The sequence below is a fragment of the Corynebacterium sp. MSK008 genome, from assembly GCF_030232585.1.
In the GTDB taxonomy this organism is placed as follows: domain Bacteria; phylum Actinomycetota; class Actinomycetes; order Mycobacteriales; family Mycobacteriaceae; genus Corynebacterium.
The window spans coordinates 31,761-53,197 of the sequence record NZ_JASPJX010000006.1 but is presented as its reverse complement, the minus strand read 5'-3'; the positions used below and the strand labels follow the sequence as shown (position 1 = coordinate 53,197).

Sequence of the window (21,437 nt, the reverse complement as noted above, 5' to 3'; positions counted from 1 at the left end):
GCTCTCATTTGGCGTGAACTGGAACGGCCAGTTCCCTATCTGGCTGTGGTGGGCCATCGCCGTGTGGGCGGCGGTCCTGGTGGGGCTGAGCGCCGCTCGGCTTATGCGAGCGCTTCTGGCCCGCCCTCGAGCAGCTGCACAAACTGCTCCTCGTTAAGGATCGGCCGGCCCAGCTCCTCCGCCTTCGCGGCCTTGGAGCCGGCGTTTTCGCCGACGACCACGTAATCGGTTTTCTTCGACACCGAGCCGGCCGCCTTGCCACCGCGCGAGAGGATGGCTTCCTTCACCTCATCGCGGGTGAAGCCCTCCAGCGTGCCGGTGGCGACGATGGTCAGTCCCTCCAGGGTCTGTGGGGCGCGGTCCTGATCGTCGGACTCCATGGTCACGCCGGCCGCGGCCCAGGTGTCCACGATGTTTTGGTGCCAGTCCACGGTGAACCACTCTTTGAAGCTTTCGGCGATCACGTCGCCCACGCCGTCGGTTTCGGCGAGGTCGGCCGTAGGTGCGTCGATAAGCGAGCGCATCGAGTGAAAGCGCGATGCGAGCGCGCGCGCCGCGGTGGGGCCGACGTGGCGGATGGAAAGCGCCACGATGACACGCCACAGGTCGGCGTTTTTGGCGGTTTCCAGGTTGGCCAGAAGCTTCTTGCCGGAGGCGTTGACCTCGCCGTCCTTGCGCGTGTACACGCTGGACTTTTTCAGGTCGTCCTCGGTGAGGTCGAAGAGTTTCGCCTCGTCTTCGAGCACGCCGGAGGCGATGAGGTCCTGCGCGCCCTTCTCCCCGAGCGCCTCAATGTCGAACGCGCCGCGCGAGGCGATGTACTCCAAGCGGGCTGCAAGCTGCGCGGGGCAGGAGCGGGTGTTCGGGCAGCGCCAGTCCGCGTCGCCCTCCTTGGCGGGCGCGAGCTTCGTGCCGCAGACGGGGCAGTTTTCGGGGTACACGAACTCGCGCTCGGTGCCGTCGCGAAGATCCGCGACCGGGCCCAACACCTCCGGGATGATCTCTCCGGCCTTGCGCACCACGACGGTGTCGCCGATCATCACACCCTTGCGTTTGACCTCGTGCTGATTATGCAGCGTGGCCATGGACACCGTCGAGCCGGAAACGAACACTGGCTCCAGCACCGCGAACGGGGTGACGCGCCCGGTGCGGCCGACGGAGACCTCGATGTCGTTGAGTTTCGTGGTCACCTCCTGCGGCGGGTACTTGTACGCGATCGCCCACCTCGGCGCGCGCGAGGTCGCACCCAGGGCGCGCTGCTCAGCGACGCTATCGACCTTGACCACCAGGCCGTCCATCTCGTGGATGGCGTCGTTGCGGTGCTCGCCCCAGTAATTGACGGCCTCGATGACCTCGTCGGCCGTCTCCGCCCGGCGCGTGTACTCGCTGACCGGCAGGCCCCAGTCGGCGAGCTTCTCGTAGGCCTCCCACTGCGTTTCGGGGCTGAAGCCCTCGCGCGCGCCGATGCCGTGGCAGATCATGCGGAGCTTTCGCTTCTTGACGTCCTCCGGGTTCTTCTGCCTTAGCCCACCAGCCGCCGTGTTGCGCGGGTTGGCGAACGGCTTGCCACCTTCCTTCTGGCGCAGCTCGTTGAGCTCCGGGAAGTCCTCGGGGCGGATGAACACCTCGCCGCGGACCTCGAGGAACGCCGGGGCGTCGCCGGTGAGCTTCTGCGGGATGTCCTCGATCACCCGCGCGTTGGCGGTGATGTCCTCGCCGGTAGTGCCGTCGCCTCGCGTGGCGGCGCGGGTCAACTCGCCGTTTTCGTAGACGAGGTCGATGGACAGTCCGTCGATCTTCAACTCCGTGAGGTACGGGCCGGGGGCTTTGGCGAGCCACTCGCGCACCTCGTCTTCGTTGAAGACGTTATCCAGGCTCATCATGCGTTCTGGGTGGGTGACGTCCGCGAACGCGGTGTCGGTGGCGGGTGCGCCGACCTCCTTCGTCGGTGAGTCTGGCACGGCCAGCTCAGGGTGGTCCTCCTCCAGCTTTTGCAGGCGGCGGAACAGCTCGTCGAACTCGCCGTCGGTGATCACCGGCTGGCCGTTGTAGTACAGGTCCCGGTGCTTGCGCACCTTCGCGGCCAGCTCGTCCCATTCGCGGTGCAGATCAGCGGAAATTTCACTCACGGCAAGCCAGTGTAGAGATAGTGCGGATCCCTAGTTGTTGAAGAGGGCGAACACGCGTGAGGTGATGCTCGGCGCACCCTGGATCTTCGGAGGCCCAACGACGATAACCGCGCCAGTGGCAGGGACCTGGTCCAGATTTGCCATGACCTCTACCTGGTAGATGTTCTGCTCGAGTACGTAGAGCTCGCCGTACAAGAAGCCGGTTTCGGCAGCAACCACACCGGGATCTGTGTCGAGCGTCTCGTGGCCGATAGCTGCAATGCCGCGCTCCTCCACTAGGAACTTCAGCCCGTCCAGAGTCCAGCCCGGGGTGTGCTGCACGCCGTTTTCGTCGTGGTTCACAAACGCGTCCGGGTCCTCCCAACGCTTGTGCCAATTGCTCGAGAACGCAACGAAGCTACCGGCTGGGATTTGACCGTGCTCGGCTTCGAAAGCCTCGATGTCTTCCACGGTCACTCGGTGGTCGGGGTTCTGCGCAACCGAGTCTTCCAGGTGCAGTACGGACAACGGGAGGATCAGTTCGTCGGCACCGATCGCGTCGACGAGCCGCTTCCCTGCTGCAAAGTGGCCCGGCGCGTCGATGTGCGTGCCGTACGGGGTGGCTAGGGTGTACTCCTTGGCGAAGAAGCGATGCTCTTCAATCGTGTTGACTGTCCGTTCAGTCATCGGGTTGAAAGCCGGGAAGCGCGGGATACCGGCGTGGACGTCGTGTGAGAGATCCACGCGCTTTGCGCTAAGGATCTGCTTCTGCCATTCGCTGAGTTCTGTCATGGAATTGACTATCAGCCACCTGCCTGCGCCAGACAAGTTTCTATTCATCGGTGCACCGGTGCATCTAGAATGCGTTACAGGAAAGGAGGCCAGCACATGACCGAAGCACGAACAATCGCCGTTCAGACCCTCACGGAATTTTCCCGCGAGGCAGCAGTGGCATCGATGAAACTCGAAGGCCGAAATCTTCCGCCTGAGTACGCACGATCTGAAACGACGGCAACCATTCTTTCTGACCTCCGAAGGGCACGCGGTTGGGATTAAACCCCGGATACGGCGAAACTCCACTCGAAGGCGATCGCATTGATGCCTTAGAGCCGTTGGTGATTCACCGGTACGGACGAATTCCCAGCAAGGCGGAGATCTACGATCTCGAAACAGAAATGCTCTTCACCGCTCGGACCCGGTTGTTGAAGGACGTCGATGCCGCCCGACTTTCGCTGGACGATATTCTCACCACATCCTTTTTGGTGCATCTCCACGAAATGCTCTTCAGCGGCATCTGGACTTGGGCTGGAGCAAGGCGTCGGACGGGCCTAAATGTAGGCGTGGATCCTCACACGATCTCGACGGAGTTGCACACCGCATTTGGCAACCTCGGCTACCAGGCCAGTGAAATGCTTTTAACCGCCCGCCAGCTCGGCGTTGCCGCCCACGCGGAGCTCGTCCGCATTCATCCGTTTTCGGACGGCAACGGCCGCGTCACCCGTCTCATCGCGGACCTCGTTTTCGCGGCAGCGCAGCAACTCCCGCACGCGCAGGAATACGACTGGGATCTGGATAAGGCCGAGTACATCCGTCTGCTGCGCGCCTACGATCTCAACCGCGACCCATTACCGCTGTCGGAGTTCATCAGCGTGCGCACGCTCGGCGAATGACTTGCCTGCTGCCCGTGTCGGCGCGCTCATTACAATGTCGCTCATGGCCACTTTCGACGCCTCCCGCATGCTCTCCTTCGACCTGGAGACCACCTCCGCCAACCCGCGCGAGGCCCGTGTGGTCACCTCTGCGCTCGTGCGTATCGACGGCTCCGAGGTCGACGCCAATGAAACCCTCGCCGACCCCGGAGTAGAGATCCCGGAAGAGGCCGCGAAGGTGCACGGCATCACCACGGAGAAGGCGCGCGCGAAGGGCCGCGACCACGACGATGTGGTGCGCGAGACGGTCGAGTCGATCAAGCGGGGCTGGGAGGACGGTTTGACGCTGGTGGTGTTCAACGCCCCCTACGACCTGACCGTGCTGCGCCGGCTCACCGGCGATTTCACGGTCACCGGCCCGGTGTTTGACCCCCTGCTCATCGACCGCGCCAAGGACCGCTACCGCAAAGGCCCGCGCAACCTGACGTCGATGTGCGAGCACTACGGCGTGCGGCTGGACAACGCGCACGAGGCCACCGCCGACGCGTTCGCCGCCGCCCGCGTGGCGTGGATGCAGGTGCGCAAGCACTACCCCGAGCTCGCGCAGATGGACACCGGCGAGCTCATGGAGTACCAGGCCGTAGAGTACTTCACCCTGCAGGAGGACCGGAAGAAGTACTTCGAATCCCAGGGCCGGGACGCCTCGAACGTCCTGCCCGGGTGGCCGATGCTGGGCTGATCCTGGGCTAGCTCAGCGCCAGCTCCGCTCGTAGCTTCTCCGCGAAGTTGTGCAACCCCCGGTTGTCGCCTTCAGATTCGACCGAGTAGGTCTCCCCCGACTTGGTCTTCACCACCATCGCGCCAGACTCGCTGATGATCACATCGGCAATGCTGGCGGCGTCGATCTCTGTGGTTTCCTTCTTGTCCACGAGGCGCAGCGTCTGCCCGTCAAAATCGGCTTCTCGCTTTTGCGACAAGAGCCCAAACGCGGCGAAGAACGCAATGCCGATCGCGATGCCCATGATGTAGTCGTCCATCATCATCCCGAAGACGATGCCAAACATCACGCCGAAGACGATCCCGGTCGACCAGTCGATTTCCTTGTGCTCCCAGTGCAGCGGTTCGCTCATAGCCCCACTATAAGGGCCTCCGCCATCTCGCGGGCAGCCCGGTAGTTCGCCGCCGTGCCCACGAGCGTCGCTGCCGGCTCCGCGTACACGTCCACAGTGGTCGCGGCCGGGTCGACCTGCAGCTCATCGAAAAGGTTGTACAGCTCGCGCGGCTCCATCGTCGGGATCGCAATTCGCGCCCCGCCGTCCAGCAGCCGTGCGAGCCCGTCGTTGTCAGCCCGGCGCGGGTCGGTGGTCAACCATGGGACGTCGAGAAGCATCGGCGTATGCAGCAGGTGCTCGCCGAAGCGCGCGAGCGTTTCCTCCGGCTCGGGGATCGGACGGATGGTCTCAAAGTCGGTGGCACCTTCCAGCGTGCCGGCGACGACCTCGGGCAGGCGCGGCTCGTCCAACTGCAAAACGCTTGCGCCAAATCGCTTTTCGACGTCCCTCCGGTGCCCCACGCACACCTCCAACAGCGCGTCTGTGAGATCGCGAAGTGCGCCAGGGTCGGTGATCATGCGGTGGCCGTTGGCCATCTCGATCTCGGCGGCGAGCGTGAACGGGCCCGCGAGCTGCACCTTCACGGTGTCAACTTTGCCGTGCCAGAGGTCCTCCAGGTGGTCGAGGTCGCGCTCCATGCGGTCGGCATCTGCGCGCTTCCGCGCCGCCACGCGCCAGCCGCGGGGCCCGCGCGCCACGGGTATTTCCAGCATCGCGGCGGTGCGGCCGATCAGATCCGAGCCGACGCCGCGGTCCGGCAGCTGCGGGATGTGCGGCAACGGCGACTCGGAGAGCACCACATCCGCTGCTTGCGCGAGGTCGGTGCCGGGAAGCGGCCCGAGGCCAAACGCGGTCGGGGGAAGTGTGGTCACGGCGCTGATGTTACGCGGTGGCGCAGATTGTGCCGGAGCCGAGCACAATGTCGCCCAAACCGTCCGGATCCGGCAGGTAGAGCACCGCCGCCTGGCCGCGGGCCACGCCCTCGAGCGGCTCGTGCAGGGCAAGCGTCATCTGATCGCCCTCAACGCGTGCGGTGCAGGGCACGACCCCGCCGTGGGCGCGGATCTGCACGTTGGCCTCGAACTCGCCTTCCATCGCCGGGTGCAGCACTTTCAGGCGGTCGGCGGTGATCTCGTGGATCTTCAGTGCCTCCCGCGGGCCGACGGTGACCGTGCCGGTGGCGGTGTCCACGTCCGTGACGTAGCGTGGCTTGCCGTCGGCAGCTGGCTCGCGGATGTTTAAGCCCTTGCGCTGGCCGATCGTGTACTGAAACGCGCCGTCGTGTTCCTTCAGCTCGCGGCCCTCGGTGTCCTTGATCATGCCAGGGCGCATGCCAATGGAGCGGCCCAGAAATGCCTGGGTGTTGCCGTCCGGGATGAAGCAGATGTCGTAGGAATCCGGCTTGGAGGCGGTGGCGAACCCGTGGCGGGCCGCCTCTTCGCGGATCTGCGGCTTCTCGGTGTCGCCCACCGGGAAAATGCAGCGGTCCAGCTCGTCGCGCGTGAGCACGCCCAAGACGTAGGACTGGTCTTTCTTCGGGTCGGTGGATCGGCGGAGGTTGCCTTGGTCGTCGATAATTGCGTAATGCCCGGTGGCGATCGCGTCGAAGCCCAAGGTCACCGCGCGGTCCAACAGTGCCGCGAACTTGATCTTCTCGTTGCAGCGCAGGCACGGGTTGGGGGTCTCGCCGTGTTCGTAGGACCACACGAAGTTGTCGATGACTTCTTCCTTGAAGCGGTCGGAGAAGTCCCACACGTAAAACGGGATGCCCAGGTGGTCGCACACGCGGCGCGCGTCGGCGGAGTCTTCCAGCGAACAGCACCCGCGGGCGGACTCGCGCGTCTGCTGCGCGTCCTTGCTCAGCGCAAGGTGCACGCCCACGACGTCGTGGCCCGCCTCCACAAGGCGCGCAGCAGCAACAGAGGAGTCGACTCCCCCGCTCATGGCCGCCAATACTCGCATGTCGGCGCAGTGTAGTCCCGTGAGTGCGAAAGGTGAAACGTCCGGCTGGTCGCATGGACACACCCCCTCGACTTATACCCCTCCTTGGGTATTAACGTGAGAGACTGCCGTCGTGCTAGGCCCCCGGCACGGCCGAGCCGACCACAACGATGAACTGCAACGAGAGGACAGAACCATGAACGACAGACACGCCCACTCTGACGCCGGACCCGGTGGGCACGCCAGCCATCACGAACACAGCAACCACGAAGGCCATGCCGGCCACAACCACACAGAGCACGCGGGGCACGGAGAACATGGAGGCCATGGCCACGCGGGCCACGGAGGACACGCAGGCCACGGAGACCACGTTGCCCAGTTCCGCAGGCTCTTCTGGATCATGCTGGTTCTCGCGATCCCGGTCGTCGGATTTAGCGAAACCTTCGCCGACCTCATCGGCTACCAGCTGCCTGACGCGGAATGGGCCCGGTGGATCTCGCCCCTTTTGGGCACGGTCATTTACCTCTGGGGAGGTCGCCCGTTCTTGACGGGTGCTGTCTCCGAGATCCGCTCACGAAAACCCGGCATGATGCTGCTGATCGCGCTCGCGATCACGGTCGCCTTCGTCTCCTCTTGGGGTGCGAGCCTGAACTTGCTGGACCCTGGGCTGAATTTCTGGTGGGAACTGGCACTGCTGGTGGTCATCATGCTGCTGGGGCACTGGATCGAGATGCGCTCCCTCGCCCAGACCACCTCGGCCCTGGATTCGCTCGCCGCACTTCTGCCCGACGAGGCCGAGAAGATCGACGGCGACGAAGTTGTAAAGGTCACCCCGGCGGATCTTGAGGTCGGCGATGTCGTGATCGTGCGGCCCGGCGCGTCCGTGCCTGCCGACGGCACAATTGTCGACGGCAGCGCCAGCATGGACGAGTCGATGGTCACCGGTGAGTCGAAAACGGTGCGCCGCGGTGAAGGCGAGCACGTGGTTGCTGGCACCATCGCGACAGACTCGGGTCTGCGCATCGAGGTCACGGCCACAGGTGGCGACACCGCGTTGGCCGGCATTCAAAAGCTCGTCACCGATGCGCAAGAATCGTCATCGCGGGCGCAGCGCCTCGCAGACAAGGCCGCCGCGTGGTTGTTCTGGTTCGCCCTCGGCGCCGCCATTCTGACCGCCGTGGTCTGGACCGTCTTCGGCATGCCAAACGACGCCGTGGTGCGCACCATTACGGTGCTCGTCATCGCCTGCCCTCACGCCCTAGGCCTCGCAATCCCGCTGGTCATCTCGATTGCGACTGAGCGCGCCGCCCGCGGCGGGGTACTGATCAAGGATCGGCTCGCACTCGAATCCATGCGCACCGTCGACGCAGTACTGTTCGACAAGACCGGCACTCTCACCAAGGGCGAACCCACCGTCACCGCGATCGACACCGCCGGCGGGCGTGATAAAGAAGACGTGCTTGCCCTTGCGGCGGCCGCCGAGGCAGACAGCGAGCACCCGCTCGCACGCGCCGTCACCGGGGCTGCTCAAGCCCGTGGCGTAGCCGTCCCGCAGGCAATCGACTTTTCTTCGTCCCCAGCAGTGGGCGTGAAGGCAACTGTTGACGGTGAGGTAATCGAGGTCGGCGGCCCCTACCTGCTTGAGCAGCATTCCGCCGAAGAGCTCCCCATCGCAGACGAGTGGCGAAAGGAGGGCGCGATCATTCTCCACGTCCTCGCCGACGGCGAAGTGATCGGAGCGCTCCGGCTTGCCGATGAGATCCGTCCCGAGTCCCGCGACGCCGTCGACGCACTGCACTCTGCGGGCGCCCAGGTCGTCTTGATCACCGGCGATGCGCAGGCCGTCGCGGACACCGTCGCCAAGGACCTGGGCATTGACCGGGTCTTCGCGGGTGTGCGTCCCGAGCACAAGGCCGCAAAAGTCAAGGAACTGCAAGGCGAAGGCCACAAGGTCGCCATGGTCGGCGACGGCGTCAACGACGCCCCCGCGCTGGCCCAGGCCGATGTCGGCATCGCGATCGGTGCCGGCACAGACGTGGCGATCGGCTCGGCTGGCGTCGTCCTGGCAAGCTCCGACCCGCGATCGGTGCTTTCGGTCATCGAGCTCTCCCGTGCGACCTACCGGAAGATGAAGCAGAACCTGTGGTGGGCGGCCGGCTACAACCTGGTGTCCGTTCCGCTGGCTGCCGGTATCCTCGCCCCAATCGGGTTCGTGATGCCGATGAGCGTCGGCGCAATCCTGATGTCGGCCTCGACCGTCGTCGTGGCGCTGAATGCGCAGCTGCTCCGCCGTCTCGACCTCACCCCACAGAGCAGCGCCGACCGTATGCTCAACCGATCCAAGTGACCCGACACCGCTCACACCACTCAGGAGGTCCATGATGAACGACCACGGCTACATCAGCGAGAAAGACCGTTACCTCGCCCGGCTCAAACGAATCGAGGGGCAAACCCGCGGTATTCACCGCATGATCGACGAAAACGCCTACTGCATTGACATCCTCACCCAGATCAGTGCGGTCAACGCGGCGCTGAAGGGCGTAGCACTGGGTTTGCTGGACGACCACCTGAAGCACTGTGTTGCCGGTGCGATCAGCGACGGGCAGGAAGCCGACGCCAAGATCGAAGAGGCGTCCGCAGCTATCGCTCGACTGGTGAAATCCTAGATAGCCGTGGGAGGACTCGTGCGTCTGTTGCGTGTCCCTACTCAGCAAGAGGTGAAATGTCGGTCCAATCCGATGGAGGCTGCACATAGCATCCGGCGGAGCGTAATACCTCAACTGCCTTTGCGGGGTCCCGCCGGATAACTGCCTCAGTTTGCATTTCAATGAATCGTCTACGCCCCTCCTCCACCGTGACGCGGAACTGCGGGTCACCGAGGGGAAAATGAATATTCTGCTGCTGCGCCGCAGTCTCGCAGCGGCCGCTTCTTGCTAGGAGTAACCCCAACGGTACGGATTCCGCGTGAAACCGAAAATGGCACCTACTAATGTGTTTTCGAGCAGATCCTGTATTTCACCAACGAACGCCGTTGCATGTTCTATCCAGGCGTGCTCAGAAAAGACATCTACCCGTTGAGCATCCACGACAACGCTTCGTAACGTTCTAACAGGCGTTCTTCTTCGAACTTCAGGGCACCGGCCTCGCGAAGCCGACGCAAGACATCGACGTTGTACGGTTGCATCTCTTCTTCGGTGTTGGCCAATTCCTGGATGATCTCGTCGTTCGAGAGCATCCGGGTAACCGGAGTCGACATTTGCCCCTCCTTCTGCGTAGATACCTTGGACATCGATCCCCTGGATCAGTACTAGCGATCGTAGCGCAAGACCTTGTTTTTCACGGTTCACCTTGCATTCTCACCAGCGTCATACCGCAGTACGACGAGGCGGCCAGTGGCGGAAAGCACCCACGTCGGCACCAACGTCCTGGCGCTCTTGAACACGATCCGCACGGTCGCCGGCCCACAGTGAAGACGCATGTGGGCCGGGTGCTGGCTAAAACGCAGCCGCGCGACCGGGTGCACCCGGCGCTTTTTGCCTACTGCACCGGGTTAGTCTCACGCGCGCCTCGAGTACCCTCACCAGCCATGGCCGCAAAAAGCGAGTTTTACGAGATCGACACCGGCGTCGCCGAGGTGCTCCACGAGCCGGACGGGTCCATGGTGCTGCTGGTCAACGGCGTGCCCAGCTCCCACATCGTGCCCGGCGAGCCGACCCGGCTGGATTTCGAGTACATGCGCTGGATGGCGGATTTCCTCGACGACGTTTACCCGGAACCACACCGGCCAAAGTCGCGCCTGACGCACCTCGGCGGCGGCGCATGCACGCTCGCCCGCTACTTCGCCGCCGCGTGGCCCGGCTCGCGCAGCACGATCGTGGAGATCGATTCGGAGCTTGCCGTCCTTGCGCGCGAGCTTTTCGACGTCCCCCGCTCGCCCACCTTGAAAATCCGCGTCGGCGACGCCCGCGAGGTCACTGACGCGTTCAAACCCGCAACCCGCGACGTGATTATCCGCGACGTGTTTTCCTCGGCCACCACGCCGCGAAACTTGACCACGGTGGAGTTTTACGCTGCGGCGTGGACGTCGTTAAGCGAAGGCGGCTTCTACGTGGCCAACTGCGGCTCGCACGCGGACCTGAAAGAGGCCAAGGAGGAGCTCGCGGGGATGTTGGAGGTGTTTCCGCACGTCGCGGCGATCGCGGACCCGCCGATGCTCAAAGGGCGCCGCTACGGCAACATCGTGCTCATCGGCGCTGGCCACCCGCTCGAGGCGAGCGATGCGCTTACCCGCAACCTGCTCAAAGGCGGGGTTCCGGCGCAGTTCAAAGACGAAGCGTGGTGCCGCCGTTTAGCGACGACACCGCGGCACGACTAGCGCTCAACCTCTAGGCCGCTTTCGCGGCGTTGTCCAGGAGGATGAGCAGGTCGCCGATCTGGTAATTGCCGACCATCATGTTGCGCAAGTCCTCGATCGGCAGCTCACCCTGACCCGCCAGCGCGCGGACGAGGCCCGCGATGTTTTCCGCGTCGGTCGGGTCGAAGCCGGCGAGGCGGGCGGCGTCGATAAGCTGCTGCGCGCCCAAGCCACCCGCGGCGAGCGCCAGGATGGCCACAACGAGCTTGGTGCTGTCCTGCTCAAGCACCTGCAGCTCACCGGAGTCCGGGGCCTGGAACGCCTCGAGCACACCGCCGCCGGCGCGCAGGTCGCCCGCTGCGAACTGGTTCAACTGGGCGGCGTTGCCGTTGAAGATGTTCATGTCCACCGGCGTGTTGATGCCCACCACGCGGCCGGACTCGCTGCGCTGCCAGAAGGAAAGCTTGTCCCAGCCGCCGACCGGAGCCGGCGGGCGGTTCTGGTAAGCCGCCAGCCACAGCGGGTAAGAGGTGAACGCGCGGGTATCGTTCATGCGCTCGTACCAGAAGTAGCGGTAGGTGTAGATCATCGGACGCTTGCCGGTGCGCGCCTCCAGCTCGGAGAGGAACGCCTGCGTCCATCCCGCTAGTTGCACCGGCCCCAGCCCTTCGTCGACCTCCAGATCCAGCACGGGCGGTAGCTGGGTCGCCGGGCCGTCGTTGACCACGGAGGCGAAGTAGCGCGCCTGCGCCACCGGATCCTCCGCGGGGCGCGCGTAGTGGTACGCACCCACCTTCAGGCCGGCGTCGGCCGCTGCCTTGGCGTCCTCGTCGTAGAACTCGTTCTTCCAGCCGTCGCCCTCGGAGGCCTTCACGTAGGCGAAGTCCTGGCCGCCGACGGTGCTCACGGAGCGCCAATCAATGGCGGCGCCGCCCGGGCGCTGGTGGCCCGCCACGTCCACGCCGGAGACAACGCCCGGGATGGGCTGGGCGTCTGCGGGCCCGGTCACCGGGTTGATCACGCTCAGGCCCAAGGCGAGCGCGGTCACGGCGGCGGCTGCGGTACGGATGCGGCGAGTAATCTGCATGCCCGACACACTAAACCACTCAAGTCACACACACCACACGCGACACGCCTGCTACAGCGCGCCGGCCGCCCGGGCCCGCTCCACCACCTCCGGAATCGCGGCGAGGAATGCGTCCACGTCCTCGCGCGTGTTCGTCCGCCCCACCGTCACGCGCAGCGCCCCCATCGCTTCGCGCTCGGTGAACCCCATCGCCTCCAGCACGTGGCTCATGCGCAGCACACCGCTGGCGCACGCCGAACCGGCGGAGACTTGGATGCCCTGGGCGTCCAGCAGCATGATCAGCGCGTCCGCGTTCGCCCCCGGGAACATGAAGTGCGCGTGCCCAGGCAAGCAGGGCTCATGCTTTGCGACGATCACCTCCGGCACCACCTCTTTCACCCCAGCAATCACCGCATCGCGTAAGTCCGCGATCCGCTGCTGCTCGTGCGCCATCTCGGCGACAGCCTCCTCCAGCGCCGCCGCCGTGGCAGCCGCCGAGGCCACGTCCACCGTGCCGGAGCGGATGCCGCGCTCCTGTCCGCCGCCCAGGATCACCGGCTTGGGCGCCGGCGAGCGGCGCGCCAAAAGCAGACCCATCCCGCGTGGGCCGCCGAACTTGTGCGCGCTGGCCGCGAGCGTGGCCGCGCCGAGCTCGTGGAAGTGAACCGGGATGTGCCCGACCGCCTGCACCGCGTCAACGTGCACCGGGGTGCCCGCAGCCTCGGCGCGCGTAACCGCCTCGCGCACCGGCTGGATCGCGCCGGTTTCGTTGTTCGCCCACATCACCGCCGCCACCGCGGCTGGGGTATCCAGCACAGACAGGTCCGAGACTACGCCATCTTGCGCCACCGGCAGCCATTCGGTCTGCCCCAGAGGCTTGACTACCTCGAGCACCGCCGGGTGCTCGATCGGGGTGGACACCACGCGGCCGCCGCCGGAGGCGCTCCACAGCCCGCGCACCCCAATGTTGTTCGCCTCGGTGCCGGAGCCGGTGAACACCACCTCCACCGGGTCCGCGCCAAGTGCCGCGGCGATGCGCTCGCGAGCGTCGGCGAGCACCGCGTTCGCTTTCCGCCCGGCGGCGTGCTGGCTGCCGGCGTTTAAAGCGCCGGCGTGCTCCACCCACGCGTCGATGGCGCTTTGTCGCATGGGAGTAGTGGCAGCGTGATCGAGGTAGACCATGCCCCACAGGTTAGGCGTGCACGCGCGCGCCGCACACATGCGCCACCGCGTCGTCGCCCACGCGTGCGATCACCACGCCCATGGGCCTATCCCCGCGCAGCTTGAGCTTCTTGCGTAGCTGGTCCGGGTCCACGTCCACCCCGCGCACGAGGATCTCCGCGGCCCCAGCCCCGTGGCCGGCGAGCGTTTTCTTCAGCGCGCGCAGCGGCACCGCCTCGATGAACTCGAAGCCGCTATACCCCGCTGGCACAGTGTCGCCGGTGGTGTAGGCGATGCGCTCGTCCAGCATGCTCAACCCGTGGCGCGCGGCCCACTGCCGCACCAGCCCGGCGCGCACGACCGCCCCATCCGGCTCGATGATCCACCTGCGCGGCGCGGTGACCTCCACCTCGTCCGGCTCGGTGTCGGTGACGCGCTCCTCGAAGTCCCGCAGCACCACTGCCTCTCGACGAACTCCGCCCGCCAACCCCGGCGTATACAGGCAGGCCTCTTTGACGCCCCCGTCCACAGACACCACGCTGACCAGGCCGTCCCACCCGGAGTAGTCGATGCCCGGCGCGCACTTCACCGCCATCTCGCGGCCCGCGTGCGCCGCCAGCAGGTCCGGCAGCGGAGGCAGGAGCTTGGCCGGGTCGGTGATCCGTTTACCGCCGGCCCGGCGCGCGGGGTCGGCCACCACTGCCCCGCCGGTGCTGACCGGCGCGAGTGCGTCGGCGCGGGCCAGCCAGGCGTCCGGCCCGAGGTTGTGGCGGGCCATGACCAGACGCGCGGCGTCGAGGTCGGAGCCGAGCCAACTCATACCGGCGTCAAGGAACGCCGGCGCCTCCGAGCCCACCGAGCAGGTCACGTCGTGGACGAACTCCACCCCGGCTGCCGCAATCCGCCCAGCCCGCACTCGCGCCACGCGCGCCGGTGTGGCCTGCTGCACCGCGTCGGCGTCGGTGAGCCAGTTGTCCGGGAACTTTCCCGTGGCCGCGCGCTGGGAGGAGATGAGCACGCTGACCGCACGCGCGTACTCGCCGAAGCGGGCGTCGAGCACTGCGCGGTCCGCAAACACGGATTGCTTGGTCAGCGCCACCTGCGGCGCAACCTCGGCGATCTCTTCCGTATGCGCCGCCAAAAAGCGGGCTTCTGCGACGCTAAATCCCACCGCGGCGTCCAATCCTGTCTATCGGCGTGAACGAGAAGAAGTCGTGGTAGCGCAGGTCGTGCACCGGATCGCCCACCACCGGCGACAGATCTGCGCGCCAGGCGGCGGCCAGTGCTTCTTCCGTGTCGCTAAACCGCGCCACCTCCGTCAGCTGCGCCCACGTCGACGGGGCCAGGCGCACCAGCCCGTGGCGCCAGCCCTCGAGAATCAGCTGAGGCGGGAACCAGTTGGCGTCGTCCGCCTCGTCGGTGTTCGCGTCCGGCTCTTGGCCCTCGGGGTTGGCGGCGACGAACGTGAAGGTGTCGAACCAGTTGCCGCTTTCAGACTTACCCACCCACCGCGCAAGCGGTTTCAGCAGGTCGGCGCAGACGTTGAGGTTGGACTCGCGTAGCACGTCCGTAAGCGAAAGCTCATGCGATTCCAACTTCAAGCGGTGCTCATGGAAGGGGCGCGCATCATCGAGCAGCACCCCGTCGTCGTCCACGGCGAGCAGCGTGCCGGTTTCTTCGAACAACTCGCGCACCGCCGCGAACAGCAGCGCATGCGCCTTGTACTTGGTCACGCCCAACTGGCGGGCCAGGGAAATGGCGGAGCGGCCGAGCCACAGCTCGCCGTCGTCCCAGGAACGCGGCGGGAAATCGCGCGAATCCACCCCGCCGCCGGGAAAGACGGTGATGCCGGGGTAATTCGGCATGGATAGCACGCGCTCCTGCATCCACACCTCGAGACCGTCCGCACCGTCGCGCAGCAGCATCACCGTCGCGGACAGCCGGGCACCTTGAAACCCGCTGCGCTCGTGGACGTCGATGGTGTCGCCGAGGTCGTGCGTCAGCACGCCCTGGGTGCGGTTTCTGCTCGTGGGCATGGCCGAAATCCCCCAGGCCTACGCCCGGTGCGCACCACCGCGCTTGGCGCGAGCCCGGCGGGCGGTGTAGCGGCCCTCGTCCACTGTGACCTCGATGGGTTGGTGGTAGGCGCGCGAAACGTTTTCAGAGGTCAGCACGTCGTTGATGAGGCCCTGGGCGACCACCTCACCTTCGTCCAACAGCATGGCGTGGGTAAAGCCCGCTGGGATCTCCTCCAAGTGGTGGGTGATCATGACAATCGCTGGGGCGTCCGGGTCCATGGCCAGATCTCCCAGGTAGGCCAGCAGGTCCTCGCGCCCGCCCAGGTCCATGCCGGCGGCCGGCTCGTCCAGGATCAAAAGCTCCGGGTTAGTCATCACCGCGCGCGCGACTAGGACGCGCTTCTTCTCGCCGTCGGACAGGGTGCCCCAGGTGCGGTCGATCAGGTGGATCGCGCCGACCTGCTCGAGCACCTCGAGGGCTTGCTCATAGTCCATCTCGTCGTAGTCCTCGCGCCAGCGGCCCAAGATGGCGTAGCCGGCGGAGACGACCAGATCGCCCACCTTTTCGTTGTCCGGCACGCGCTGCGCCACCGCAGAGGACGTCACGCCGATCGCCGCGCGCAAGTCGCGCATGTCGGTGGCGCCGACGCGCTCGCCGATGATGAACACGGTGCCCTTTGATGGGAACTCCTGGGCCGAAGCCATGCGGATCAGGGTGGTCTTGCCGGCGCCGTTGGGGCCGATGACCACCCACCGCTCGTCCAGCTCCACCTGCCATGTCACGGGTCCCACAAGGGTGTTGCCGCCGCGGATGAACTCCACGTCGCGCATGTCCACCAGCAGGTCCGGGTCTGTCACCAATTCCTCGCTCGCATTCACGCATCCATCTTTACCTATTTCGGCCCGCGTGTGTGGGAGGCCCGCGCTACCCTGGCTGATGGAATGCAGGCAGGTTGAGAGGGTCTGAGAAAATGGTTGCTCGCTTTGGCATCGACGATGTGCGCCCCCAGGTTTCCGGTCGCACGTTGCCCGCGAAGGCGGTGGTCGGCGAGGTGGTGCCAGTGTCGGCGCTGGTGTGGCGCGAGGGCCACGACGCCATCGCGGCGACGCTGGTGCTGATTTCTCCGTCCGGCGAGCAGTTCTCGGTGCCGATGCACCAGGAGGTCTACCGCCCGGATTACGTCCACGGCATCTTCATCCCCCGCGAAAAGGGGCTGTGGCGCTACCGCGTGGACGCGTGGAGCGACGTGATGGCCACGTGGCGCAATGCGGTGGAGAAGAAGCTCGCCGCGGGCCAGACCGAAAAGGAGCTGGCCAACGACATCGCCCACGGCGCGGACCTGTTCGCCGCGGCCATCGCCCAGACCCCCTCGCCGCAGGTGCTGGAGAACGCGCGCACAACGCTTCTCGACGACACGCTCCCGCTCGCCGACCGCATCGCGCCCTGCGTCTCACCTGAGGTGCGCGACGTGCTGGCCGAGTACCCGCTGCGCGAGCTGGTCACCCGCGGGCCCGTGGCCGACATCCTGGTGGAGCGCCGCGAGGCGCTGGTGAACTCTTGGTACGAGCTGTTTCCCCGCTCCACCGGCGGCGTGGACGCAAAGGGCAACCCGGTCCACGGCACTTGGGCCACTACCGCGGCGCAGCTTCAGCGCGTGGCGGACATGGGCTTCGACACCGTGTACTTCCCGCCGATCCACCCCATCGGCGAAGTCAACCGCAAGGGCCGCAACAACACGCTGACCCCGGAGGACGGCGACGTGGGCTCGCCGTGGGCGATCGGTTCCAAGCACGGCGGCCACGACGCCTTCGACCCGAACCTAGGCGGCGAGGACGAATTCCTCGACATGATGGACCACGCCAACGAGCTGGGCCTAGAAATCGCCCTCGACTTCGCGCTGCAAGCAGCTCCCGACCACCCCTGGGCGAAAGAGCACCCGGAATTTTTCACCGTCCTGGCCGACGGCACCATTGCTTATGCCGAAAATCCGCCGAAGAAGTACCAGGACATCTACCCCTTAAACTTCGACAACGCCCCGGAGAAGCTCTACGCGGAGATCTACCGCGTGCTCATGTACTGGGTGGACCTGGGCGTGGCCACCTTCCGCGTGGACAACCCGCACACCAAGCCGGTGGATTTTTGGCACTGGCTGATTTCCAAGGTGCACGAGACCGACCCGGACGTGGTCTTCCTGGCGGAGGCGTTTACCCGCCCGCCGCGCATGTACGGGCTGTCCAAGGCCGGGTTCTCGCAGTCCTACACCCACTTCACGTGGAAGACCACCAAGGCGGAGCTGACCGATTTCGCCCAACTGCTGGTCGACGTCGCCGATGTCTCCCGCCCCAACCTCTTCGTCAACACCCCCGACATCCTGCACGCCACGCTGCAGCAGGGCGGCCCGGCGGCGTTTGCGCTGCGCGCCACCCTGGCAGCCACGATGAGCCCGCTGTGGGGTGTCTACTCCGGCTACGAGCTCTACGAGGACCGCCCCGTCGCCGAAGGCAGCGAGGAGTACCACGACAGCGAGAAGTACCAGCTGCGCCACCGCGACTTCGCCGCCGCACTGCAAGAGGGCAAGTCTCTCGAGCCGTACCTGACCCTGCTCAACTCCATCCGTCGCGACAACCCGGCGCTGCAGCAGCTGCGCCAGATTCGCTTCCACGACATCGCCAACGACAACATCATCGCCTACTCCAAGGCGGACGCCGAGACCGGCAACGCGGTGCTTGTGGTGATCAACCTCGATCCTTCCTCCACCCAGGAGGGCATGCTGCGTGTGGACGCCTCCGCGGTGGGCTTAAACGACGGCGAAACGTTCGAGGTGCACGACCAGATCACCGGCGAGCGCTACACCTGGACCACCGCCGAAACCGGCAACTTCATCCGCCTCGCACCCGAGAAGAACGTCGCGCATATTTTCCGGTTGCCGGAGGTGCCTTCGGTTCGTCGAGAAGCACTTGCGTACCGTCAGATCTCAGACCACGACTACCGCCCCTAAGGACACCAATGAACACCGACCTGCTCATCCCCGAAGGCGACCGCCAGCGCCTCATCGAGTGCAAGCACCACGCCCCCCACGATTTCTACGGCTGGCACCGCGTGGGCGCAGGATCCGTCGTGCGCACCCGCTTCCTCGGTGCCGAGTGCGTGGAGCTGCTCATCCACAACGGCGCGCGCGCCATGGAGTCCATCGGCGACGACATCTGGGCAATTTCGCTTGAGGACGAGCATGCGCCCGACTACCGCTTCCGCGTCACCTACCCCGGCGCCGAACCGCGCATTGTGGCGGACGCGTACCACTTCCTGCCCACCCTGGGCTCGCTGGACCTGCACCTGATCAACGAGGGCCGCCACGAGCGCCTCTGGGAAGTCCTCGGCGCGAACGTGCGCTCCTACGAGACCTCCCTCGGCGAGGTCCGCGGCACCTCGTTTGCAGTTTGGGCGCCGAACGCCCAGGGTGTGGCCGTCATCGGCGACTTCTGCGGGTGGAACCCCAACCAGTACCCCATGCGCTCCTTGGGTGCCTCCGGCGTGTGGGAGGTCTTCATCCCGGGCATCGGCGACGGCGCCACCTACAAGTACGCCATCCAGACCGCCGACGGCACCCGCGTGGACAAGGCCGACCCGCTGGCCAAGCGCACGCTCACCCCGCCGGAGACCGTCTCCGTGGTGGCCGCGCCGAGCGAGTTCGAGTGGACCGACGAAGAGTGGATGAACGCGCGCGCCGGCACCGACGCCACCAACTCCGCCATGAGCGTCTACGAGTGCCACATCGGCTCCTGGAAGCAGGGCTCCAACTACGCCCAGCTGACCGAGGAGCTCGTGCCCTACCTGGTGGACAACGGCTTCACCCACGTGGAATTCCTGCCCGTGGCGGAGCACCCCTTCGGCGGCTCCTGGGGCTACCAGGTCACCGGCTACTACGCGCCGACCGCGCGCTGGGGCACCCCGGACGAGTTCCGCAAACTCGTGGACACCCTGCACGCCAACGGCATCGGCGTGCTGGTGGATTGGGTGCCCGCCCACTTCCCCAAAGACGACTTCGCGCTCGCGCGTTTCGACGGCACCGCGCTCTACGAGCACCCCGACTGGCGCCGCGGCGAGCAGAAGGATTGGGGCACCTACGTCTTCGACTTCGGCCGCCGCGAGGTGCGCAACTTCCTGGTGGCCAACGCCCTGTACTGGTGCGAGGAGTTCCACTTGGACGGCCTGCGCGTGGACGCGGTGGCCTCCATGCTCTACCTGGACTACTCCCGCGAGCCCGGCGAGTGGCTGCCCAACCAGTACGGCGGCCGCGAGCACTGGGAGGCCGTGCAGTTCCTCCAGGAAATGAACGCCACCGTGCATCGCGAGCACCCCGGCGTGCTCACCATCGCCGAGGAGTCCACCGCCTGGCCGGGCGTGACCGCGCAGACGGACGCAGACGGGCTGGGATTCTCCCTGAAGTGGAACATGGGCTGGATGAACGACACCTTGGAGTACTTCTCCCTGGATCCCATCCACCGCTCCTACCACCACAACGAGATCACCTTCTCGCTGGTCTACGCGTTCTCCGAGCGCTACGTGCTGCCGTTTAGCCACGACGAGGTGGTCCACGGCAAGGGTTCGCTGTGGACCCGCATGCCCGGCGACGACTGGAACAAGGCCGCGGGCCTTCGCGCCCTGTACGGCTATATGTTCTCGCACCCCGGCAAGCAGCTGTTGTTCATGGGCTGCGAGTGGGGCCAGACCACCGAGTGGGACGAGGCGCACTCCGTCAACTGGGACAACATTGGCGACGATTGGGGCCACGGCTACCACCGCGGCGTGCAGCGCCTCGTGCGCGATCTCAACCGCGTTTACCGCGACACCCCGGCGCTGTACTCGCAGGACAACACCCCGATGGGTTTCCAGTGGGTCAAGGGCGACGACGCGGCGAACAACATCCTCGCCTACATCCGCTGGGGCGTGGACGCTACCCCGGTGCTGGCAGTGGTGAACCTCTCCGGCGCCTCCCAACCCAACTACCGCCTGGGGCTTCCCGAGGCCGGCGAGTGGGAGCTGTTAGTCAACACCGACGACGCCGTCTACGGCGGCGCCGGCAACGACCTGCCGCAGGTGCTCACCACCGAGCCGACCGAGTGGGACCGCTTCGAGCAGTCCGCCGAGCTGCACGTGCCGGCGATGAGCGCGCAGTATTACATCCTGCGCCGCTAGAACAGCGCGCTGGCCAGCCGGGTGCGCGCCGCGATCACGCGCTCATCGCCCGGCTCGAGCAGCGTCAGCAGCTCCAGCAGCCGCTCCTTGGCGCGCGGCTCGGTCTTCACGTGCTCCAGCAGGCGGTCGAAGGCCGCCTCCGGGTCGCCCGCGACAAACTCCTTGTCCGCGAGCCACAGCAGCTTTTCGACATCATCGGCTGGCTCGTCCTGCCCCTGCACCCTCTTGAGCACAGCGACAGTCGCCTTCGCTTGCTTGATGTCGGCGTTAGCTGGATCGTCCGCGAGGATCTCGTCGTAGACCGCCGTGGCGGCGTCGAAGTCGCCCGCGTTGAGCGCCTCCGTCGCGCGGTCCAGGCGGGGGTCCTCGGTGTCCTCGGCCGGCGTGGTGTCGTCGGCAAGCCCCTGCAGCTGCGGGCCCACCTGGCTGACCAGGGCACCCACCCACTGCTCGAGCTCGTCCGCCGGCTGGTTGCCCTCGAAGTTAGCCACCGGGCGCCCACCCGCGAGCGCGACCACGGTGGGCAGCACACGCACGCCCATGGCCTGGGCGACCTGCGGGGTGGAATCCGCGTCCACGTAGCCGACCATGAACGCGCGCTGGCCCGCCGAAAGCTTTTCAAACTGCGCCTTCAGGCTCTCCGAATCCGGGCTGCGCGGCGTGCCAATGAGCAGCACCACGGGGATCTGCATGGAGCGCTCGACAACGTCCTTTTCAACGTTCGCTTCGGTGACCGTGATGAACGGCTCGAAGCCGGACTGCGCCGATTCCTTGCGGTCCGCGAGCGCTCCCAGGTCGATCGCGCCGCCGGTGAACTGCGGATTAGTCATG

The 21,437-nt window shown here is 66.1% G+C and carries 20 protein-coding genes; 7 read left to right on the top strand and 13 right to left on the bottom strand.

Annotated features, from left to right (window positions below):
• Positions 1-101: 101 nt before the first annotated feature.
• Complete coding sequence (ligA, locus tag QP996_RS06355) at positions 102-2,129, bottom strand: NAD-dependent DNA ligase LigA (RefSeq protein ID WP_284871768.1); 2,028 nt, start codon at positions 2,127-2,129, stop codon at positions 102-104.
• A 30-nt stretch (positions 2,130-2,159) separates the two neighbouring features.
• The gene (locus QP996_RS06350; RefSeq protein WP_284871767.1) at positions 2,160-2,900 is read right to left on the bottom strand and encodes a cyclase family protein; all 741 of its coding nucleotides are present in this window, start codon (positions 2,898-2,900) and stop codon (positions 2,160-2,162) included.
• A gap of 254 nt (positions 2,901-3,154) precedes the next feature.
• On the opposite strand from QP996_RS06350, the gene QP996_RS06345 reads away from it, so the two are divergent.
• Together QP996_RS06345 and QP996_RS06340 are read left to right on the top strand one after the other, a co-directional pair.
• On the top strand, positions 3,155-3,778 hold the full coding sequence (locus QP996_RS06345; protein WP_284871765.1) for a Fic family protein: 624 nt from the start codon (positions 3,155-3,157) through the stop codon (positions 3,776-3,778).
• 43 nt (positions 3,779-3,821) lie between these two features.
• Entirely contained in the window at positions 3,822-4,496 is a 675-nt protein-coding gene (locus QP996_RS06340; RefSeq protein WP_284871763.1) for a 3'-5' exonuclease, read from the top strand.
• A gap of 7 nt (positions 4,497-4,503) precedes the next feature.
• On the opposite strand, the gene QP996_RS06335 is transcribed toward QP996_RS06340, so the two are convergent.
• The 4 genes from QP996_RS06335 to QP996_RS11885 all read right to left on the bottom strand — a co-directional run bounded on the left by QP996_RS06335 (position 4,504) and on the right by QP996_RS11885 (position 7,180).
• On the bottom strand, positions 4,504-4,887 hold the full coding sequence (locus QP996_RS06335; RefSeq protein ID WP_284871762.1) for a hypothetical protein: 384 nt from the start codon (positions 4,885-4,887) through the stop codon (positions 4,504-4,506).
• Positions 4,884-5,741 carry a uroporphyrinogen decarboxylase/cobalamine-independent methonine synthase family protein gene (locus QP996_RS06330; protein ID WP_284871761.1) on the bottom strand — a complete coding sequence of 286 codons (858 nt, stop codon included), beginning with the start codon at positions 5,739-5,741 and terminating at the stop codon, positions 4,884-4,886. The genes QP996_RS06335 and QP996_RS06330 overlap by 4 nt, the downstream gene beginning before the upstream one ends.
• A 10-nt stretch (positions 5,742-5,751) precedes the next feature.
• Positions 5,752-6,831 carry a tRNA 2-thiouridine(34) synthase MnmA gene (gene mnmA, locus QP996_RS06325; RefSeq protein WP_284871760.1) on the bottom strand — a complete coding sequence of 360 codons (1,080 nt, stop codon included), beginning with the start codon at positions 6,829-6,831 and terminating at the stop codon, positions 5,752-5,754.
• Between the two features lie 115 nt (positions 6,832-6,946).
• Positions 6,947-7,180: a hypothetical protein gene (locus QP996_RS11885; RefSeq protein ID WP_502870134.1), complete on the bottom strand. Its 234-nt coding sequence runs from the start codon at positions 7,178-7,180 to the stop codon at positions 6,947-6,949.
• 30 nt (positions 7,181-7,210) lie between these two features.
• On the opposite strand from QP996_RS11885, the gene QP996_RS06320 reads away from it, so the two are divergent.
• Together QP996_RS06320 and QP996_RS06315 are read left to right on the top strand one after the other, a co-directional pair.
• Complete coding sequence (locus tag QP996_RS06320; protein ID WP_502870133.1) at positions 7,211-9,157, top strand: heavy metal translocating P-type ATPase; 1,947 nt, start codon at positions 7,211-7,213, stop codon at positions 9,155-9,157.
• Between the two features lie 34 nt (positions 9,158-9,191).
• Positions 9,192-9,476 (top strand): metal-sensitive transcriptional regulator, encoded by a 285-nt coding sequence (locus QP996_RS06315; protein WP_284871758.1) that lies wholly within the window; start codon positions 9,192-9,194, stop codon positions 9,474-9,476.
• Positions 9,477-9,877: 401 nt separating this feature from the next.
• Here the strand turns inward: QP996_RS06315 and QP996_RS06310 are convergent, their stop codons facing one another.
• Positions 9,878-10,066, bottom strand: a complete 189-nt coding sequence (locus QP996_RS06310; protein ID WP_284871757.1) for a hypothetical protein — start codon at positions 10,064-10,066, stop codon at positions 9,878-9,880.
• Positions 10,067-10,396: 330 nt separating this feature from the next.
• Between QP996_RS06310 and QP996_RS06305 the strand changes: the two genes are divergently transcribed.
• Entirely contained in the window at positions 10,397-11,185 is a 789-nt protein-coding gene (locus QP996_RS06305) for a spermidine synthase (protein WP_284871756.1), read from the top strand.
• A 10-nt stretch (positions 11,186-11,195) separates the two neighbouring features.
• Here the strand turns inward: QP996_RS06305 and QP996_RS06300 are convergent, their stop codons facing one another.
• From QP996_RS06300 to QP996_RS06280, 5 genes are read right to left on the bottom strand one after another with little or no spacing between them, the layout of a single operon-like run.
• Positions 11,196-12,251 (bottom strand): glycoside hydrolase family 25 protein, encoded by a 1,056-nt coding sequence (locus tag QP996_RS06300; RefSeq protein WP_284871755.1) that lies wholly within the window; start codon positions 12,249-12,251, stop codon positions 11,196-11,198.
• 51 nt (positions 12,252-12,302) lie between these two features.
• Positions 12,303-13,412 carry a cysteine desulfurase family protein gene (locus tag QP996_RS06295; RefSeq protein WP_284871754.1) on the bottom strand — a complete coding sequence of 370 codons (1,110 nt, stop codon included), beginning with the start codon at positions 13,410-13,412 and terminating at the stop codon, positions 12,303-12,305.
• Positions 13,413-13,422: 10 nt separating this feature from the next.
• Positions 13,423-14,562, bottom strand: coding sequence for a THUMP-like domain-containing protein (locus QP996_RS06290; protein ID WP_284871753.1), 1,140 nt, complete (start codon positions 14,560-14,562; stop codon positions 13,423-13,425).
• Positions 14,552-15,427, bottom strand: coding sequence for an NUDIX hydrolase (locus QP996_RS06285; RefSeq protein ID WP_284871752.1), 876 nt, complete (start codon positions 15,425-15,427; stop codon positions 14,552-14,554). The genes QP996_RS06290 and QP996_RS06285 overlap by 11 nt, the downstream gene beginning before the upstream one ends.
• A gap of 18 nt (positions 15,428-15,445) precedes the next feature.
• Positions 15,446-16,240, bottom strand: a complete 795-nt coding sequence (locus tag QP996_RS06280; RefSeq protein ID WP_194560487.1) for an ABC transporter ATP-binding protein — start codon at positions 16,238-16,240, stop codon at positions 15,446-15,448.
• Between the two features lie 140 nt (positions 16,241-16,380).
• Between QP996_RS06280 and QP996_RS06275 the strand changes: the two genes are divergently transcribed.
• Together QP996_RS06275 and glgB are read left to right on the top strand one after the other, a co-directional pair.
• The gene (locus QP996_RS06275) at positions 16,381-18,408 is read left to right on the top strand and encodes a maltotransferase domain-containing protein (RefSeq protein WP_284871751.1); all 2,028 of its coding nucleotides are present in this window, start codon (positions 16,381-16,383) and stop codon (positions 18,406-18,408) included.
• A gap of 8 nt (positions 18,409-18,416) precedes the next feature.
• Positions 18,417-20,606 (top strand): 1,4-alpha-glucan branching protein GlgB, encoded by a 2,190-nt coding sequence (gene glgB, locus QP996_RS06270; RefSeq protein ID WP_284871750.1) that lies wholly within the window; start codon positions 18,417-18,419, stop codon positions 20,604-20,606.
• On the opposite strand, the gene QP996_RS06265 is transcribed toward glgB, so the two are convergent.
• Entirely contained in the window at positions 20,603-21,436 is an 834-nt protein-coding gene (locus QP996_RS06265) for a tetratricopeptide repeat protein (RefSeq protein WP_284871749.1), read from the bottom strand. The genes glgB and QP996_RS06265 overlap by 4 nt on opposite strands.
• Position 21,437: the final 1 nt, after the last annotated feature.

Coding starts and splice junctions, on each gene's coding strand:
- QP996_RS06335 (WP_284871762.1), bottom strand. CDS start 4,887: ATGAGCGAACCGCTGCACTGGGAGCACAAGGAAATCGACTGGTCGACC.
- QP996_RS06305 (WP_284871756.1), top strand. CDS start 10,397: ATGGCCGCAAAAAGCGAGTTTTACGAGATCGACACCGGCGTCGCCGAG.
- QP996_RS06275 (WP_284871751.1), top strand. CDS start 16,381: ATGGTTGCTCGCTTTGGCATCGACGATGTGCGCCCCCAGGTTTCCGGT.
- QP996_RS06295 (WP_284871754.1), bottom strand. CDS start 13,412: ATGGTCTACCTCGATCACGCTGCCACTACTCCCATGCGACAAAGCGCC.
- glgB (WP_284871750.1), top strand. CDS start 18,417: ATGAACACCGACCTGCTCATCCCCGAAGGCGACCGCCAGCGCCTCATC.
- QP996_RS06265 (WP_284871749.1), bottom strand. CDS start 21,436: ATGACTAATCCGCAGTTCACCGGCGGCGCGATCGACCTGGGAGCGCTC.
- QP996_RS06285 (WP_284871752.1), bottom strand. CDS start 15,427: ATGCCCACGAGCAGAAACCGCACCCAGGGCGTGCTGACGCACGACCTC.
- QP996_RS06300 (WP_284871755.1), bottom strand. CDS start 12,251: ATGCAGATTACTCGCCGCATCCGTACCGCAGCCGCCGCCGTGACCGCG.
- QP996_RS06340 (WP_284871763.1), top strand. CDS start 3,822: ATGGCCACTTTCGACGCCTCCCGCATGCTCTCCTTCGACCTGGAGACC.
- mnmA (WP_284871760.1), bottom strand. CDS start 6,831: ATGCGAGTATTGGCGGCCATGAGCGGGGGAGTCGACTCCTCTGTTGCT.
- QP996_RS06280 (WP_194560487.1), bottom strand. CDS start 16,240: ATGCGCGACGTGGAGTTCATCCGCGGCGGCAACACCCTTGTGGGACCC.
- QP996_RS06315 (WP_284871758.1), top strand. CDS start 9,192: ATGAACGACCACGGCTACATCAGCGAGAAAGACCGTTACCTCGCCCGG.
- QP996_RS06310 (WP_284871757.1), bottom strand. CDS start 10,066: ATGTCGACTCCGGTTACCCGGATGCTCTCGAACGACGAGATCATCCAG.
- QP996_RS06350 (WP_284871767.1), bottom strand. CDS start 2,900: ATGACAGAACTCAGCGAATGGCAGAAGCAGATCCTTAGCGCAAAGCGC.
- QP996_RS06320 (WP_502870133.1), top strand. CDS start 7,211: ATGCTGGTTCTCGCGATCCCGGTCGTCGGATTTAGCGAAACCTTCGCC.